14 protein-coding genes are annotated in these 17,380 nt (G+C 69.5%); 6 read left to right on the top strand and 8 right to left on the bottom strand.

Translation table 11 applies throughout. From position 1 onward, the window contains the following. Positions 1–26: 26 nt before the first annotated feature. Positions 27–404 carry a DUF3054 domain-containing protein gene (locus tag FFS72_RS17650; protein ID WP_137875139.1) on the bottom strand — a complete coding sequence of 126 codons (378 nt, stop codon included), beginning with the start codon at positions 402–404 and terminating at the stop codon, positions 27–29. 105 nt (positions 405–509) lie between these two features. Here FFS72_RS17650 and FFS72_RS17645 point away from each other — a divergent pair, with 105 nt between their 5' ends. Beyond that, positions 510–2,057, top strand: coding sequence for an FAD-binding protein (locus FFS72_RS17645; protein ID WP_137875138.1), 1,548 nt, complete (start codon positions 510–512; stop codon positions 2,055–2,057). A 63-nt stretch (positions 2,058–2,120) separates the two neighbouring features. On the opposite strand, the gene FFS72_RS17640 is transcribed toward FFS72_RS17645, so the two are convergent. Next, positions 2,121–2,675: a YceI family protein gene (locus FFS72_RS17640; RefSeq protein WP_137875137.1), complete on the bottom strand. Its 555-nt coding sequence runs from the start codon at positions 2,673–2,675 to the stop codon at positions 2,121–2,123. A gap of 122 nt (positions 2,676–2,797) precedes the next feature. Further along, on the bottom strand, positions 2,798–4,510 hold the full coding sequence (locus FFS72_RS17635) for a 2-isopropylmalate synthase (protein ID WP_137875136.1): 1,713 nt from the start codon (positions 4,508–4,510) through the stop codon (positions 2,798–2,800). Between the two features lie 165 nt (positions 4,511–4,675). Here FFS72_RS17635 and FFS72_RS17630 point away from each other — a divergent pair, with 165 nt between their 5' ends. Then, positions 4,676–5,365 carry a FadR/GntR family transcriptional regulator gene (locus FFS72_RS17630; protein ID WP_137875135.1) on the top strand — a complete coding sequence of 230 codons (690 nt, stop codon included), beginning with the start codon at positions 4,676–4,678 and terminating at the stop codon, positions 5,363–5,365. Positions 5,366–5,372: 7 nt separating this feature from the next. Here FFS72_RS17630 and FFS72_RS17625 read toward each other — a convergent pair whose 3' ends face one another. Together FFS72_RS17625 and FFS72_RS17620 are read right to left on the bottom strand one after the other, a co-directional pair. Further along, on the bottom strand, positions 5,373–6,548 hold the full coding sequence (locus FFS72_RS17625; protein WP_502704129.1) for a lysylphosphatidylglycerol synthase transmembrane domain-containing protein: 1,176 nt from the start codon (positions 6,546–6,548) through the stop codon (positions 5,373–5,375). A 56-nt stretch (positions 6,549–6,604) separates the two neighbouring features. Beyond that, on the bottom strand, positions 6,605–8,059 hold the full coding sequence (locus FFS72_RS17620; protein ID WP_050064503.1) for an adenylate/guanylate cyclase domain-containing protein: 1,455 nt from the start codon (positions 8,057–8,059) through the stop codon (positions 6,605–6,607). A gap of 191 nt (positions 8,060–8,250) precedes the next feature. Between FFS72_RS17620 and macS the strand changes: the two genes are divergently transcribed. The 4 genes from macS (at position 8,251) to FFS72_RS17600 (ending at position 12,761) form a co-directional block, all read left to right on the top strand. Next, a complete protein-coding gene (gene macS, locus FFS72_RS17615) occupies positions 8,251–9,405 on the top strand; it encodes a MacS family sensor histidine kinase (RefSeq protein ID WP_137875134.1) in 1,155 nt (384 codons plus the stop codon). Between the two features lie 23 nt (positions 9,406–9,428). After that, on the top strand, positions 9,429–10,058 hold the full coding sequence (locus tag FFS72_RS17610; protein WP_249353383.1) for a response regulator: 630 nt from the start codon (positions 9,429–9,431) through the stop codon (positions 10,056–10,058). 111 nt (positions 10,059–10,169) lie between these two features. Then, complete coding sequence (locus tag FFS72_RS17605) at positions 10,170–12,059, top strand: DUF2339 domain-containing protein (protein ID WP_137875132.1); 1,890 nt, start codon at positions 10,170–10,172, stop codon at positions 12,057–12,059. A 54-nt stretch (positions 12,060–12,113) separates the two neighbouring features. Continuing rightward, on the top strand, positions 12,114–12,761 hold the full coding sequence (locus tag FFS72_RS17600; RefSeq protein ID WP_137875131.1) for a DUF1707 SHOCT-like domain-containing protein: 648 nt from the start codon (positions 12,114–12,116) through the stop codon (positions 12,759–12,761). A 16-nt stretch (positions 12,762–12,777) separates the two neighbouring features. Here FFS72_RS17600 and FFS72_RS17595 read toward each other — a convergent pair whose 3' ends face one another. Genes FFS72_RS17595 through trmB form a run of 3 tightly spaced genes read right to left on the bottom strand, consistent with a single transcriptional unit; the run spans position 12,778 to position 17,260 of the window. Next, positions 12,778–15,783, bottom strand: coding sequence for an MMPL family transporter (locus tag FFS72_RS17595; RefSeq protein ID WP_137875130.1), 3,006 nt, complete (start codon positions 15,781–15,783; stop codon positions 12,778–12,780). Continuing rightward, positions 15,783–16,484, bottom strand: coding sequence for an NYN domain-containing protein (locus FFS72_RS17590; RefSeq protein ID WP_050063953.1), 702 nt, complete (start codon positions 16,482–16,484; stop codon positions 15,783–15,785). The genes FFS72_RS17595 and FFS72_RS17590 overlap by 1 nt, the downstream gene beginning before the upstream one ends. Then, positions 16,481–17,260 carry a tRNA (guanosine(46)-N7)-methyltransferase TrmB gene (trmB, locus tag FFS72_RS17585; protein ID WP_171018731.1) on the bottom strand — a complete coding sequence of 260 codons (780 nt, stop codon included), beginning with the start codon at positions 17,258–17,260 and terminating at the stop codon, positions 16,481–16,483. Before trmB ends, FFS72_RS17590 begins: the two co-directional genes overlap by 4 nt. Positions 17,261–17,380 lie beyond the last annotated feature (120 nt).

Here is a 17,380-nt window from a genome sequence, read left to right as displayed (position 1 = left end):
ACGACGCCAATTTGTTGCGGGGCGGCCTAGACCACCGCACGGCGGCGCTCGACGGCCGCGTAGACGGCGCGCCAGCCGAGGAGGAACACGCCCAGCACGGTCGCGGCGACCAGGATGAAGCTGAATGCGGTGCCCTGGCCGGACACGACGCGGAGCAGCATGCCGCCGACCAGCGTGCAGAGCCAGATGACGATTCCGGCAGGGACCACGGACGCGGGCATCGACTTGTTCCGGTAGAGCGCCTCGTTGGCGATCCAACCGAGCGCGAGTCCACCGAGGAACGGCCATGCCGTCGTCAGCAGCCCGGTCAGGGCGTTCGCCTCGTCGTGGCTGCGGCGCCCGATCGCACAGAACACGATGACCAGGACGACGTCGACGAGCAGGATCGGCAGCACCTTCTTCACGCAGTCCAGCGTAGCGACGCAGTTTTGCGGACGGGGTCCGGGCCGAACCGCGATACTGCGACCTGAACACGGGAGTGATGCGATGACGCCAGTGGGGAGCACGTGATGAGGCAGTGGAACGACGAATGCGATGTCCTGGTGGTCGGGTCGGGGGCCGGAGGCGTCACCGGCGCGTACACGGCCGCCCGGGAGGGCCTCGACGTGATCCTCGTCGAGGCCACCGACAGGTTCGGCGGGACGACGGCCTACTCGGGTGGTGGCGGCATGTGGTTCCCCTGCAATGCGGTCCTCGGGCGTGCCGGTGACGACGACACCCTCGACGACGCGCTGACGTACTTCCGGGCCGTTGTCGGCGACGGCAGTCCGGACGAGATGCAGGAGACCTTCGTACGCTCCGGCGCCCCGCTCATCGACTACCTCGAGACGGACGAGCACTTCGTCTTCCAGGTGCTGCCGTGGCCCGACTACTTCGGCCGGGCGCCCAAGGCCAGGGCGGGAGGCAGGCACATCGTCCCGAGGCCGCTACGCGCCGCCAAGCTCGCCGACTCCGGCGAGACCGTCCGTGGGCCGCTGGGGCGGGACTGGGCGGACGAATCCGCAGGCGACTACCTCGTGGGCGGCCGCGCCCTCGTCGGCCGGTTCCTGTGGGCGATGGAGGACATGGCGAACGCGCGCCTCCGGCTCGGTACCGCGCTCGAGGAGCTCGTCGTGGAGGACGGCGTCGTCGCCGGGGCAGTCGTCTCCTGCGACGGCGAACGCCGAACCATCCGCGCCAGGCGCGGAATTCTGTTGGCAGCAGGAGGTTTCGAGCAGAACCAGGGACTGCGCGACGAGTACGGTGTCCCCGGCTCGGCCCGCGACACCATGGGTCCGTGGGGCAATCTCGGCAAGGCGCATCGCGCCGGAATCGCGGTGGGCGCCGACACCCGCTTGATGGACCAGGCCTGGTGGTCGCCCGGACTGACCCACCCCGACGGTCGCTCGGCGTTCGCGCTCTGGTTCACCGGCGGCATCTTCGTCGACGGGGCGGGCAAGCGGTTCGTGAACGAGTCGTCCCCGTACGACCGGCTCGGTCGCGACGTCATCGCGCACGAGGACGTCGACGCGTCCGCGGCGCGGTACTGGATGATCTACGACGACCGGGAGGGCCTCGTTCCGCCGGTCAAGGCGCCCAACGTCCCGCTCTCGGCCACCGAGGACTACCTCGCCGCAGGTCTGTGGAAGACGGCCGACACCCTCGCCGAACTCGCCGAACTCATCGGAGTCCCGGCGGAGAATCTCACCGCCACGGTGCAACGCTTCAACGAGTTCGCCGCCACCGGCACCGACGCCGATTTCGGTCGCGGCGACGAACCGTACGACAGGTCGTTCTCCGGCGGCAATTCCCCGCTGGTGCCGATCGAGAAAGGCCCGTTCCACGCAGCGGCGTTCGGCATCTCCGACCTCGGCACGAAGGGGGGTCTGGTCACCGACACGTCGGCGCGGGTCCTCGATGCGTCCGGCACCGTGATCCCTGGGCTGTATGCGGCGGGCAACACGATGGCGCCGGTCAGCGGCACCGTCTACCCGGGTGGCGGAAACCCCATCGGCGCGAGCATGGTGTTCAGCCACCTCGCCGCACTCGACATGGCCCGAGGTGTCCGCGGGAGCTGAAACACGAAAGCGCCCAACGCAGCCGGAGGGGGACGGCGGCGTTGGGCGCGAGCGGGGGAGGGATCAGGCCTGCAGGCCGGCCTCGATCTCGAGCGTGATGGTGATCTTGTCGCCGACGACGGCGCCACCACCCTCGAGGGGCATCTCGATGGAGATGCCGAAGTCCTTGCGGTTGAGGACGGTGGACGCCTCGAAGCCGGCGACCGGACCGTTGCCCATGCCGGGGTTGACGCCGTTGTACTCGAGGGTCAGCTCGACCTGCTTGGTCACGCCGTGGAGGGTGAAGTCGCCGGTGAGGACGTAGTCGTCGCCCTTCGAGCGGACGTCGGTCGAGACGAAGGTCGCGGTCGGGAACTGCTCGGCGTCGAAGAAGTCGGCCGACTTGATGTGGCCGTCGCGCTGCTCGTTCTTGGTGTCGATGGACGCGACCTGGATCTCGGCGGTCACGGACGGGGTGCCGTCCTCGGCGACGGTGATCGCGCCCGAGAAGTCGTTGAACGTGCCGCGGACCTTGCTGACCATGAGGTGCCGGACCGAGAAGCCGACGGTCGAGTGGGTGGTGTCGATGGCCCAGGTGCCGGCGGTGAGCGTGGGGAGGGTGGCGGTGGCGGTGGTCATGGGAACTCCTCGCGAGTTGATTGAATGTTCAAGCACTGGTGTGTTCAACGGTGGCAGCCGCGGACTGATTCCCGCAACCGGATGTGAGCCCCGTCACTTCTGCCTGTGTGTGAGCAGGAGAATCAGACGTGGACGGTCGCCGATGTGCGGGCGCGGGCGACAGCGGCGAGGACGGCGTGAAGACTCGATGCCGTCACCGATCGGTCCACGCCGACACCCCACGCGGTGTGGTCGCCGACCCGGCACCGGGCGAAGGTCGCTGCCTCCGCGTCGGCTCCGGAGCCGACGGACTGCTGCGTCACCGACAGCACCTCCACCTCGACCCCGTGTCCGCCGATGATTCGGGTCAGGGCATCGACCGGGCCGGACGCGACTGCCTCGTCGTCGAGTGGCAGCCCGTCGACGGTCGCGCGGACACGCAACCGGTCCCCGCCGGTGACGTGATCGACCGCCCACGACTGCAGACTCTCGTGCCTGCAGTACGTGTCGCGCAGGAGCTTCCAGAGTTGATCCGCCGTCGCCTCGGTGCCGCTGTCATCCGTTGCCCGCTGTACGTGACGGGCGAAGTCGATCTGCAGTCCGCGTGGCAGGTCGACACCGAATGCCGACTGCAGCAGGTAGGCGACGCCGCCCTTGCCGGACTGGCTGTTCACCCGGATCACCGCCTCGTAGTCGCGGCCGACGTCACGCGGGTCGATCGGCAGGTAGGGCACGTCCCACGGCGCCCGTCCCGGATCGAGTCCCGCGGACTCGGCCTGCGCGTAGTGGTGCGCGAAGCCCTTCTTGATCGCGTCCTGATGGGTTCCGGAGAATGCGGTGTACACCAGGTCGCCGCCGTACGGGTGTCGTGGGTGCACGTCGATCCTGTTGCAGTACTCCACTGTTCGGCGAACGGCGTCGATGTCGGAGAAGTCGATCATCGGATCGACCCCCTGCGCGTGCAGGTTCAGGGCGAGGGTCACCAGATCCACGTTCCCGGTGCGTTCGCCGTTCCCGAACAGGCAGCCCTCCACTCGCTGGGCGCCGGCCAGTACCGCCAGTTCGGCACACGCGACGCCGGTGCCGCGGTCGTTGTGGGGGTGCACCGACAGGATCACCGACTCGCGGCGTGCGAGATTCCGGTGCATGTACTCGATCTGGTCGGCGTACACGTTCGGCGTCGAGATCTCCACGGTCGCAGGCAGATTGTGGATGACCGGCCGGTCCGGGCTGGCGTCCCACAGTTCGGTGAGGCTGTTGCACACCTGCAGCACGTAGTCCGGTTCGGTCAGGTTGAACACCTCCGGGGAGAACTCGAACCGGACGCCGGGGTGTGCCTCGCCGCCGCGGGCGACCTCCCCGGCGGCGTCGACGATCAAGCGGTGCAACGACTCCCGATCGTGTCCGAGGACGACGTCGCGCCACGTGGGAGCCGTCGCCGTGTACATGTGCAGCACCACGTTCGGAAGTCCGCGCACCGACTCGTAGGTGCGCTCGATCAGATCGGTGCGGGCGGCGGTGAACACGACGATGGTGACGTCGTCGGGCACCAGGTTCTGCTCGGAGAGGGCGCGGACGAAGTCGAAGTCCGTCTGGCTGGCAGACGGGTAGCCGACCTCGATCTCCTTGTAGCCCATCGCGACCAGTAGTTCGAAGAATCGGCGCTTGCGGTCCGGGTCCATCGGCTCGGCGAGCGCCTGGTTCCCGTCCCTCAGGTCGACCGGGACCCACAGGGGTGCCTCGGTGAGTTGATGTGTGGGCCAGTGTCGTTCGATCGGAGGAACGGTCACCCGCTCGGTGTGTGAGCGGTAGCGGTGGGACGGCATCGGCGACGGGGTCTGGCGGTTCACGTTCATGGCAGGTGCTCCAGGTACGGATCGGGCGACCGGCACGACCGAACCCCGCGGCGGGGTGCCGGTCCGGTCAGACCCCGCCGCGGCGGTCGAGGAGCAGTCCACGAAAAGCCACGGAAGGTAGGCTAGACCGAAACAACTTGTCTGACAACCCGAGGAGTTATCCCGGTGACCGCCCCGCTGCGCCGCAACCTGCTCGCCGACCAGGCCGCCGATCAACTGCTCGGCCGACTCGCGGACGGGGAATGGAAGGTCGGCGCCAAGCTGCCCGGCGAGACCACCCTCGCCGCCGAACTCGGTGTCGGACGCTCCACGATCCGCGAAGCCCTGCGCATGCTCGCTGGTCAGGGCCTGCTCCGGGCCAGGCAGGGCGCAGGCGTCTACGTCGAGCGCACCACCCCCGCTGTCGCATGGGAAGGGGTGCTGCGTGGCCAGGCGATCGCCGAGGTCGTCGAGGTCCGCAACGCCATCGAGGTCGAGGCCGCACGGCTCGCGGCGGCACGCGCCACCGCCGACGACGTCGCCGCCATGCGCCGGGCGCTGACGCGACGCGAGGAGGCCTTCCCGCTCGGGGACCGCGCCTTCGTCGAGGCCGACATCGAGGTCCACCGCGCCGTCGTCGCCGCCGCTCACAACCGGGTGCTGTCCGAACTGTTCGAGACCTTCGTGCCACGGCTGACCGAGGCGATGATCGACATGGTCGAACTTCTCGGGACCCGCACCCACGACCCCGAACCCGACGCGGACGACCACCGAGCACTGGTGGATGCCGTCGCCACCGGGGATGCGGCCGCCGCGGTCGCGATCAGTCGCGCGCATCTCGACGCGATGCTCGCCGCCGTCCAGAAACCGGGGTGAGGTTCCGTCAGCCCGAGCGGGGGTCGTTGGGGGTGTCGTCCCGGGCCGTCAGATGCTGCTCGCGCTGGTCGAACTCGAACTGCTCCCGCTGCTCGCGGCGCTCCAGCTCGACGTCGAACTCGAGGTCCTCGTGCTGGTGTCCCCGGAACAAGAAGGCGAAGACGATCCAGCCGACGATCGCCACCAGGATGAAACTCACCCCGCGGTAGACGAAGGCCGCCGCGACCGCCTCCGAAGCGCTGATCCGCGCCGCCGTCGTCAGCGTCGCGATCAGGGTGGCGTCGACGAACACCAGGCCGCCGGGCGCCAGGGGGATCGTCGCGACGGCCTTGCCGGCGGCGAACGCGATGAGCACACCGGCCAATGTCGGCTCAGCGCCGATCGCCCAACACGCCAGAGCGAGGCACGCGACATCCGCGGTCCGATGCACGACCGACCACCCGGCCGTGATCGCCCCGTCGCGTTTGCCCAGCTGCACCGACTCGAGCTGGGAGAGTGTCTCGCGCACCGCGTGCATCCCGGTGTTCGCGGGCTTCGACCGCATCCGGTTGACGCGGACCAGGACCCACCGGGCCGCCGCCTCGATCGCGCTCGGGTGCGCGGAGACGTAGCGGATCGCGACGACCAGCGCGATCAGGCCGACGACGGACAGCACCAGCATCACCGGGCTGACGGAGCCGCCCACGAGCAGTGCACCGCCCAGCCCGATCAGCGCAAGCCCGATGCCCGCGATCACCCCGGAGATCGCCAGCTGCCACGACGCCACTACGGGATTCGCTCCCCAGCGGCGCGTCTCCCGGTACGTGAACGCGGTGGAGAACACCTGCCCGGCAGGCAGCGTGACGGCCATCGCCGTCGAGGCGTAGACGACGGCGACCGACTTGGGCTGGCCGACATCGACGCCGCCGGCGTGCAGCAACTGCTTCTGCACCCGCCCGTACCCGCTGAGCGAAATGGCCTGCGCAATCACGCACGCCGCCAGCCAACCCCAGTGGATCTCGGTCAGGGCGCGCCACGAATCGTGCAGCCGCGGCCACAGGTAGATGCCCTCGGCGACGAGCAGCGCCAGCAACGCGACGCCGGCAAGCCATTTCAGCCACCAGTAGCGACCGCGGCGCCTGGGTGTGTCCGGCACAGCCTGATCGGTGGGGGAGTCCCCACTCCGGTCCGGCTCCGGCGTCACCACCAGGCCAGCGTAGCCAATCGAGGTTGGTTCACCTCAGAAGCGCGAACTCCGGGTCACGGATACTGCACCGGCGACGCCAGGTGGGTGACCCGGTTGCGGCCCCGAAGCTGGACCTGGTCGCCGAGTTCCCATTCCGACTGTTCCTCCTCGTCGGCGAAGTACAGCGCGCTGGTCGATGCCAGCACGCGGCTGGGGTGGATCTTCGCCAGCTCCGTCAGCCGCGACGCCTCGTTGACCGGATCCCCGATGACCGTGTACTCGAACCGCTCGGCAGCGCCGATGTTGCCCGCGACGGCCAGACCTGCGGAGACGCCGATACCGATGTCGAGCGCGGTGATGCCGTTGAGCGCGAATCGCAGTTCACGGGCAGCAGCGAGCGCCGCCGTGGGCGCGTCCGGCCTGTCCAGCGGCGCACCGAAGATCGCGAGCGCGGCGTCACCCATGAACTTGTTGACGAACCCGTGATGGCGGTCGACGACATCGACCACCACCCGGAAGAACTCGTTGAGCAGGCTGACGACCTCGCCGGGTGGCCGTTCCGCCGCCGCACCCGTCGACCCCACCATGTCGACGAACAGGACCGCCACGAACCGGGTCTCGCCGCCGAGCTCGGTTCCGAACTGCAATGCGCGACGCGCGACGTCCTCGCCGACGTGCTGGCCGAACAGTTCCCGCAGTACCCGGCGTTCGGCCGAGTCCTGCATCATCCGGTTGAACCCCACCTGCAGACGCCCGATCTCGCTGCCGTCGAACACCTCCACCTGCACGTCCGTCGCGCCGCGCTGGACCCGTTCGATCGCCCGCCGCAGCTGGCGAATCGGATCCGACACCTGGCTCGCGGTCAGCATCGACAGCACGAACGCCGTCGTGATCGTCATCCCCGACAGCAGCAGGATCGCGATTGCCAACGAGTTGGTGGAGAACTGCAGATCGGTGCTCAGCTGCGTCGCGCACAGCAGGATGATGCCGATCACCGGCATCAACGTGCCCAGGCCCCACGTCATCGCCATCCGGGTGCCGACACCGGGCGCGAGCGTCCGGTCGAACCGGCCCTCCGACAGGGCCTGCGCGGCGACGGGCCGCAGAATCCGCTCGCCCAGCATGTAGGTGAAACCGAACGTCGTCGTCGCCGCCATACATACGGTCACGATCACCGCGACGGCCAGCTCCGGCATCTCCGTCACCGTGAGGACCACGAACAGGATGCCGCCGACCACCCACAGGATCAGGTGCACGATCGCCTGGCGCAGCGGCGCGTGCAGCGCTGCCATCTGCTCGTTTCGGGTCGGCGGGCCGCCGCGCAACTGCCATCGGATCACCGAACGCAGCATCATCGCGGCCGCGCCCAGGCTCACGATGCCCGCGAGGATCAGGTAGACGCCGAAGATGACGACGTTCCGAACCCGGTCGTCGATGATCGCCGCCGACTCGTCGATCGGAAGTCCGTATCGGATGAACGCCAGCACCAGCACCGCACCGATGAAGTTCGCGAGAATCATCGACCCCATGTAGAGCGGCCAACGACTGCGCATGGTCAGCGCGACCGCTCGATAGGAGGATGCCAGCACAGCGACCAATTTAGCTGGGCATACCCGGTGGGAGGAGAGTCGGAGGGCCCAACCATGACCGGGGGCACATTCGTCCGGACCGAGCGCCGCGAGAGACGTGGGGCGACGCCAGGGGACGTAGGGTCGCCCGAGTGACCGTGAACGACCCGCAGCGGAGTCGACCGACCGAGCCACTGTGGCGGGCCGGACAGGTGTTCCGGCTGGCCACGCTGGTGTATGCGATCGGCTATCAGGCGCACGCGGTGTCCGAGTACGTTCGACCGACCCTGAGTTGGGTGATCGTCGCACTCATGGCGGTGTGGTCCGGGGTGGCCGCCGTCGTCCTGTCCCGGGACGGCGCGGCGCGGCGCTGGTGGGTCGTCGCCGACGTGGCGGTGGTTGTCGGTGCGATGGCGGCGACGCGTCTGGTCGCCGACCAGGACTGGTACTCCGCACATCAGAGCCTCCCCACCACCCTGTGGGCCACCAACGCGGTGATCTCGGCCGCCATCCTGAGCGGGCCGCTCGTCGGCGTCCTCGCGGGACTCGGGATCGCGATCGTCGCCGTCGCCGTGCGCGGGACGATCGACGTCGACCTCGCGGGGGATGCCACGGCACCCGTACTGATGTCCGTCGGACTCGCGGTCGGGCTGGCGGCGAACACCGCGCGACGCGCGCAGGGCCAACTCGAGCGGGCCGCCCGGCTGGCGGCGGCGACCGAGGAACGGGAACGCCTGGGGCGCGAGGTACACGACGGAGTGCTCCAGGTGCTCGCGTACGTACGGCGCCGCGGCGCGGAGATCGGCGGTCCGACCCTGGAGCTGTCCACGCTGGCCGGTGAGCAGGAGGTCGCGCTTCGGGAGCTGATCTCCGAGCAGGCGGTGCCGGTCGCGGGCGACAGCGCCGACGTGGACCTGCGGACGCTGCTGCGTTCGCAGGCCGGGACCGCGGTGTCGGTGTCGACGCCCGGCGGTGCCGTCACGATGCCCCGCGACCGGGCGGAGGAACTGGCGGCCGTGGTGCGGACCGCGCTGTCCAATGTCGCGCTGCACGCAGGCGCGAACGCGAAAGCGTATGTCCTGCTGGAGGACCTCGGCGTCGATGTGATCGTGTCCGTGCGTGACGACGGCGTCGGGATGGCGGCGGACCGACTCGCCGCAGCGGAGGCGGAAGGGCGCATGGGAGTGTCGAGGTCCATCCTGGGCAGGGTGGCCGCACTGGGCGGTGACGCCACGCTGGACACCGCAGTCGGTGAGGGCGTCGAATGGGAGATCCGGGTGGGCAAACGCGCGCCGGGGAAGGGGTGAGCGTGGCCGAGCAGGTGACGGTGATGGTGGTCGACGACCACCCGATCTGGCGGGACGGGGTGGCACGCGATCTCGGGTCGGCAGGCTTCGACGTCGTCGCCACCGCGGACGGTGTCGCCGCCGCCGCGCGCCGAGCGGCCGCCGTGCTCCCCGCGGTCGTGCTGATGGACATGCAGCTGCCGGACGGCAACGGCGCCCAGGCGACGGCCGCGGTTCTCGCGGTGTCCCCGGAGACCCGGGTGCTCGTGCTGTCCGCATCGGCCGAACGCGAGGACGTGCTCGACGCGATCAAGTCCGGCGCCACCGGGTACCTCGTCAAGAGTGCCTCCGTGGCCGAACTCGTTGCGGCCGTCCACGCCACCGCGTCCGGACAGGCCGTGTTCACTCCGGGCCTGGCCGGGCTCGTCCTGGGGGAGTTCCGGCGGATCGCGGGGGCCGAGCCGGAGCCGTCCGTCCCGGTGCCGCGTCTGACGGACCGCGAGACCGAGGTGTTGCGGCTCGTCGCGAAAGGGTTGAGCGCCAAGCAGATCGCGACCCGGCTCGGTCTGAGTCACCGGACCGTGGAGAACCACGTCCAGGCGACCCTGCGGAAACTCCAGTTGGCGAACCGTGTCGCCCTGGCTCGGTACGCGATCGAGAACGGACTCGACTAGCGGCACGTCTCCCGATCGACACACCCGGGTCGCCGCGTCCACGGAAAGTCCCCGGTCCGTTCGAGTAGGACTACTCATGTCCGCGGAAGCGGAGAACTCGATGCTGGAACCATGGTCAATCCCGGTGGTACCCAGATCGATCCACAGTTGGTCGCCAGGCTGTCCGGCGAGTTCGCTGCGCTCGGGCAGCACCTGCGCGGCGTCTCCGAGGACCTGACGCGACTTCGGGCGCAGCTCGAGGTCCCGGTCGCGCAGACACCGCCGGTGTATCCGGCGCAGCCGGTCCAGCACCTTTCGGCCCAACCCGTCTACGCCCCGCAACCGATGTATCCGCAACCGATGTATGCGCAGCCCATGTACGCGCAGCCCGGTCCTCCGGCACGGCAGGCGCCCCCGCGCCCGGCCCCCGCTCCGCCGGTGCCGCGTGAGCCGTGGTGGCAGCGCGACGGCATGGTCAGCCGCGTTCTCGCGGCCGCGGGCGCGGCCGTCACCCTGATCGGTGTGGTGATGCTGCTGGTGCTCGCCGCGCAAGCCGGCTTCTTCGGTCCTGTCGCGAGAGTCGTGGCGGGTGCGGTGTTCTCGGCGGCTCTGGTCGGTGCGGGACTGCGCGTGTACGACCGCAGCGGTGGGCGGGTCGGCGCGATCGCGTTGGCCGTGACCGGGCTCGCGGGCGGCTTTCTCGCCGTCACCGCAGCGACCGTCTACCACGGTTGGTTCCCGCCGCTGGTCGGCCTCGCCCTGGCCGCCGCGATCGCCGCCGCCGGAATGCTGATCGCGACCCGGTGGGAGTCCCAGCCGATGGCAGCGCTCGTCACGACCGCGATCGCGGTCCTGGCGCCCGTGCTCACCGACGGCATCACCATGTCGCTGCTCGCGTTCCTGGTGGTGGTGCAGATCGCAGGCGCTTTCCCCCAGCTAGGCAAGGACTGGCCGTACCTGCACGTCGCACGGACCCTTCCGGCGGTCGTCGCGGTGCTCGTGGTGTTCGCGGACGCCACCTGGTCGGGGATCGGGCTGTGGCCGGACGGACATCGGCCGACCGTCGCGCTCCTGCTCGCCATGGCCGCGACCGTTGCGGTCGTCGGAGCGGGCACTGCCGTGATCGTGGTGCGCCGCAACGCCGCCGACGTCACCTCGAGCGTGATGCTCGCGGCCACGACCCTGCCGCTGCTGTTCACCGGAGGGGTGCTCACCCGGTGGACCGAGGTCGCGGTGCTGGTGGTCACGGCCGCGAGCCTCGTCGTGCTGATCGTGGCCGTTCCCGACCTGCCTGGTCACACCCGGATCGCCGCGTCGGCGGTCGCGGCCCTGGCGGCACTGCAGACGTGCGTCGCCGCCACCTCCGGGGACGTGCTGCCGGTGGCACTACTGACCCTCGCGCTGGGACTGGTCGCGGTCTCGGGCAGGACCGGATCCCGCATCGCGTTCACCGCCGCAACCGGATTCGGCGTGCTCGGTGGACTGCTGTTCCTCGGCATCGCGCCGCCGGAAGCGCTGACGGACCAGGACGATGCGAGTTCGTCCCTCGTGGTCGTCGTCGCCGGAGTTCTGCTCGCGGCCACCGTGGTGGCGCTCGCCGCGACCGCGCGGTCACTCGGCCTGCTCGGTGCGGATCGGACCGCCGTCGCCGCGATCGTCGCCGGGTTGGTGGCCGGGTACGCGGGCACCGCGACCGTGGTGACCGCGGGTGTCGCCGCTCTCGGCGCCACAACGGGATTCATCGCCGGGCACACCGCGGCGACGCTGGCGTGGATGGTGCTCGCCACCGCGATGCTGCGCTGGGGCCTGACCCATCCGGAGCATGCACGGCTCGCCCTCGTGTCCGGGCTGACGCTCACCGGGGCCGCGCTGGCAAAGCTGTTCCTCTTCGACCTCGCCACCCTCGACGGCGTCTACCGGGTCCTTGCCTTCCTCGGAGCGGGACTGCTGCTGCTCGCGGCAGGCACGAGGTATGCGCGGGCGTTCGCGTCCGGTGGTCAGGGCGGGAGCGCGGCGGCCTGAGCGCGATCGCACGGCGCCGACGGCCCCATTCACGGCGCGCATATCCTGTGCCGTATGGAGGACAGGGATCTTCGGGTGTCGGACGCCGAACGTGAATACGTGGGCCAGTTGCTGCAGCGCGCGGTTGGTCAGGGGATGCTCTCGCTCGGCGAATTCACCGAACGCATGGACACCGCTCTCGCTGCCCGCACGCGCGGTGAACTCAACAGTGTGCTGTTCGACTTGCCGGGCATCCGGGTCGTCGGCACCGACCACACAGCGCAGGCCCCCACGCCGAGCCCCCGGCGGCCGAGCCCCCGGCCGCCGACCCCGGTCGCGGCGGCGTACCAGGCCGATGCGCCGACGGTCATCCGCGCGAAGCTGTCGAGCGTGACCAGGAAGGGGGCCTGGCAGGTGCCGGCGACCCTCCACGTCGAGAACTGGCTGTCGAACGTCACCCTCGACTTCACGTCCGCGGTCATGCAGACCCAGGTCGTCGAGGTGACGATCGACGGCTACTGCGGTTCCGTCACCGTCGTCGTCCCCGGGGACGCCACCGTCGACCTCAACAGCATCGAGACCGTCGGCGGCAGCACCACCAACAAGGTGCGCACGGGTCCGAACATCGGGCCGCTGCACCTCGTGGTGCGCGGTCAGATGCGGTTCGGGTCCGTCACCGCGAAGCATCCGTTCGGGACGGGCCTCCGACGCATGCTCGGGTGACGACCCGACCTGTCCGTCAGTCGCGCCGCTGGCGCGCGAGCAGCTCGCTGACGCTGACCGTCGGCGCCCCGTCCGTGTGACGGTGCCGGCCCGAGTTCGACGGATCGTCGGCCGGCTGTGACTCGGTCGCCGGGGCGGGCGGGGTGGGGGCAGGCCACGCTGCCGTCGCCGCCTGCGTCGGGCGTTCCTGAGGGGTCCGCTCCGGCTGAGCCGGACGAACCTGCGGTGGCTGAGCCGGTCGACCCTGCGGTGACTGGCCCGGGCGGGCTTGCGTCTGCTGACCCTGTGGCTGGGCCGGTCGGGGCGGCAGCTGCTGGCCTTGCGGCTGGGCCGGGCCTGCCTGCGGCGCTCGGCCCTGTGGCTGTGCCGGGCGTGCCTGCGGTTGCTGCCCGGGTGCGCCTGCGTGCGCTTCCGACACCGCGTTCCCGTTCGCCTGCGACCCTGTCGGAACCCGGAGGCTCGACAGCCAGCTCTCGATCGGACGATTCTCCGTCGCGGGAGGCTCGGTACCGCGCCTCGGCGACACCGGAGCCTGCGGGGGTCGCTGCTGCTGGGGCGTCTGTGCAGGCGGACGCACCGCATCCTGCGGGAGCCGCGACGCCTGCTTCTGCTCGGGTTCCCGGCGCTGCTCGGGCGCGGGCCGTTCCGGTGCCTGACGTTCGGGCGCCGGGCGCGGTGCGACCTGCGGGATCGGCTCGGTCATCGGTTCGCCGGTCAGCGGTTCCACAGTCGCCGCGATCCGTGACGCCGCTGCCGTTCGAGGCGGCAACACCCGCTCGACGGCTTCCCTCGTCAACGGCGTCGAACGCTGCCGCTGAGCACCTTGCGGACGTGGTGCGGGCACACCGACAGGCGCGATCTCCGGGACGTCGGCGGGGATGCGTTCGTCGTCGAGGATCGGCTCGCCCAGGCCCATGCGCTCCTGAATACGCTTCATCCAGGCAGGCGCCCACCAGCAGTCGTCGCCGAGCAGCTTCATCACCGCCGGCACCAGGAACATGCGGATCACGGTGGCGTCGAGGACGAGCGCGGCGATCATGCCGTAGGCGATGTACTTCATCATCACCAGTTCGGAGAACGCGAACGCACCCGTGACCACGATCAGGATCAACGCCGCTGCGGTGATGATGCGACCCGTGTGCGCAGTGCCGACCCGGACGGACTCCGTCGTGCTCGCGCCCTGCGCCCTGGCCTCGACCATGCGGGAGAGCAGGAACACCTCGTAGTCGGTGGACAGGCCGTAGATGATCGCCATGATCAGCACCAGCACCGGCGACATGATCGGGCCGGGCGTGAAGTTCATCAAGCTCGCGCCGTGTCCGTCGATGAAGATCCACGTCAGGATGCCGAGCGTCGCGCCGAGACCGAGCGCGGTCATCAGCACGGCCTTGATCGGCAGCACCAGCGATCCGAACGCGAGGAACATCAGCAGCGTCGTCAGCAGCACCACCAGCGCCACCATCAGCGGCAGGCTGTCGAGCAGTGCGGCGATCGAGTCCTGCTCGATCGCGGGCGTGCCACCGACCAGCACCGTCGCTCCGTCGGGGACGTCCATTGCCCGCAGGTACTCGATCGTCGCCTCGGAGTCGTTGCGATCGACCAACCCGGCCTTGAAGACGGTCACGCCGTCCTTGGTCGGATTGTTGATGCTGAACTTCTCGACAAGGCCGGGTGCCTCGCTGGCCTCCCTGACGATCTGCGTCAGCTCAGCGCCCTGCGCGCCCTCGACGACCAACTTGATCGGCTCGGTGCGGTTGTTCGGGAACAGCTCGTCGAACTGCTCCTGCGCCAACCGGGTTGCGTTGTCGGGCGGGAGGTAGGTCTCGTTGATGCCGCCGAACTTGATGCCGGAGATCGGGATCGTCAGCAGCAGCAGCCCGATCACGATCGGGATCGCCACCTTCAGCGGGTTCTTCATGACCCACTGCGTCAAGCGGCCCCAGTAGCTGTTCTCGATCTCCTCGGCGGTCTTGGTCTTCCGCATGAACTTCAGCCCGAGGGCGTCCACTCGGCGACCGAGGATCGCGAGGATCGCAGGCAACACCGTCACCGAGATCAGCGCTGCCAGCATCACCGCGGCGATCGCGCCGTAGGCGACGGACTTGAGGAAGCCCTGCGGGAAGATCAGCAGCCCACCGAGGCTCGCCGTCACCATCGTCGCCGAGAACACCACGGTCCGGCCCGCAGTCATCACGGTGCGGCGGACGGCGTCGCCGGTCTCGTAGCCCTCGGCTATCTCCTCCCGGAACCGGCTCACCATGAACAGGCCGTAGTCGATCGCCAGGCCGAGGCCGATCAGCGACACCACCGGAACCACGAACGCGTTGACGTCCGTGAACAGGGTGAACAGCTTGACGATGCCGTTCGCGGCGATGATCGTCAGTCCACCGACGATCAGCGGGAGTGCCGCGGCGACGACGCCGCCGAAGACGAAGAACAGCAGCACACCGACGGCCGGGATGGCGAGGAGCTCCATGCGATGGACGTCGTTCGCCATCGTGTCGTTGAGCGTTCCGGTGACGGGTTGCAGGCCTGCCAGCTGCACGTCGATGCCATCGATGTAGAACACATCGCGCACCTCGCGGAAATTGGCCGCGACCTCGGTGTCGTTGGCGCCGGCTATCGCGACGCTCGCGATAGCGTGCTGCTTGGTCGCATCGGCCAGCTGGGCCAGTTTCGTCGTCCAGTAGCTGCCGTTGACCTTGAGGATCTGGTCCGGATTGTTCGCGACCGCGTCCTCGAGGTTCTTCGTGATCTTCGAGGCGAACGTCGGATCGTCGACGGTCTTGCCGTCGGGTGCGGTGTAGAGGAGCACCACGTCGGCCGTGGTGTCGCGGCCGAAGGTGCCGTCCGCCAGCTTCGCGGCGGTGACCGACTCGGAACCCGGGTCGTCCCAACCGCTCTGGCTCAGGTTCTTCTCGAGCCCGAGGCCGTACGCGCCGAGGCCGAGCATCAGCGCGACCATCACCCCGATCACCGTGAATCGGAGGCGATAGACGAGCTGGCCCCAGGTCGCGAACACTATTGCCCTCCTTGACGCCCGATGAGCAGGGCCGACAGTGGACGGAACGGCTGCAGCCACGCGCCCTCGTCGGGCAGCGAGTCCAGGCTCACCCGTGGCAGCGGCTCACGGAACACGCCCGGAATGTCTTCCAGGTCGACGAACTCGAGGATCTCCGAGGAGACCGCCCAGCTGGCGTGCTCCCGGAACCCGAGCACCTGCACCGGGACGCCCGCGGCCGCGAGGTCCTCGAGGGGCTCCCGGAATGCCTGGCCGTCTGCCGACGCGACCATGACACCGGCCAGCCCGCCGCCTGCGGCGCGCTGCTCGATGTGCGCGAGCATGTCGGCGTCGACATCGCTGTCCTCGTCGATCTTCGGCTTCGCGAACACCGCGAAACCGACGTTGCGCAGTGCCTCGACCCAGGGCCGGACGACGTCGGCACTGCCGGGCGCGATGTTGGTGAACACCGTCGCCTCCGGCTCGAGCCGCACCGGGCTCGTCCCGGACAGTTCCGCGGTGCGACCGAGCAGCCAGCGTCCGAGCGCGTCGAAGCGAGGTCGGTAGGCCGCGGTGGGACGGCCACCCAGAATTGCGCCGAGCCCCATGTCGAGGTTCGGCGCGTCCCAGACCAGGAGTACCCGGCGTGGCTGTCGAGGCTGCTCCGTGGCGTCGTCGCCCGCGGCCCCGAGAGAATCGGGTAATCGTTCGCTGACGCTCATCCGGTGGCCTTTCCCCAGATCATTTCCGTGATCGGACGCCCGACGCGGTGCGCCTTGTCCTCGAACTTGGTCACCGGACGCTCGTGGGTCATCGGCGAGTCGATCGCGCCGCCTGCCAGTTGCTCCCAGTCGAGTCGGGTCAGCCGCGGTTCGGCGTCACCGGCCTCGGCGATCCATTCTGCGTACTCGGCGTGGTCCGTCGCCACGTGCAACACACCGTTGTCCGCGAGTCGGTCCGCGATCAGCGCGAACGTCGCGGGCTGCAACAGCCGCCGCTTGTGGTGGCGTGCCTTGGGCCACGGGTCGGGGAAGAAGACCCGAGCACCGACCAGCGATCCCGGGGTGAGCATGTTCTCCAGCACGTCCATCGCGTCGCCGCGCAGGATTCGGATGTTGGAGATGTCCTCGCGTTCGACCGACTGCAGCAGCTGCGCCAGGCCGGGGCGGTACACCTCGACGGCAAGCAGATTCATGTGCGGCTCGGCCTGGGCCATCGCGGTGGTCGCCGTTCCGGTACCGCAGCCGATCTCGATGATCGTCGGCGCTTGCCTGCCGAACCACCCGTCGAGATCGAGGGGGGTGTCGGACACATCGGCGCCGATGGCGGGCCACATCCGGTCCCACGCTTGCTGCTGGGGATCGGTGAGGGAGCCACGTCGGGAGCGGAAACTGGTCACCCGGGGATACAGGCGGGATCCGCGGTCGGCGGCACCCTCCACCCGGGGTTCGGCGTCATTCACCCGACCATTGTCACGCATGACCACCGATTCCGGCAGCTGGGTCTCAAGTGTGAGTTGAGGGTTTGACGCTTCGACGGGCCTCCGACGGCACCCCTGTTCGGGGTGGTCATCCCACGGGAGCAGGCCTTTTCCCGGTGGAGGCGTCTTGTTCGGAGT

Source organism: Rhodococcus sp. Q (assembly GCF_005503035.1).
Lineage (GTDB): Bacteria > Actinomycetota > Actinomycetes > Mycobacteriales > Mycobacteriaceae > Rhodococcus_G.
This window is presented reverse-complemented; position numbering and strand designations above follow the sequence as displayed.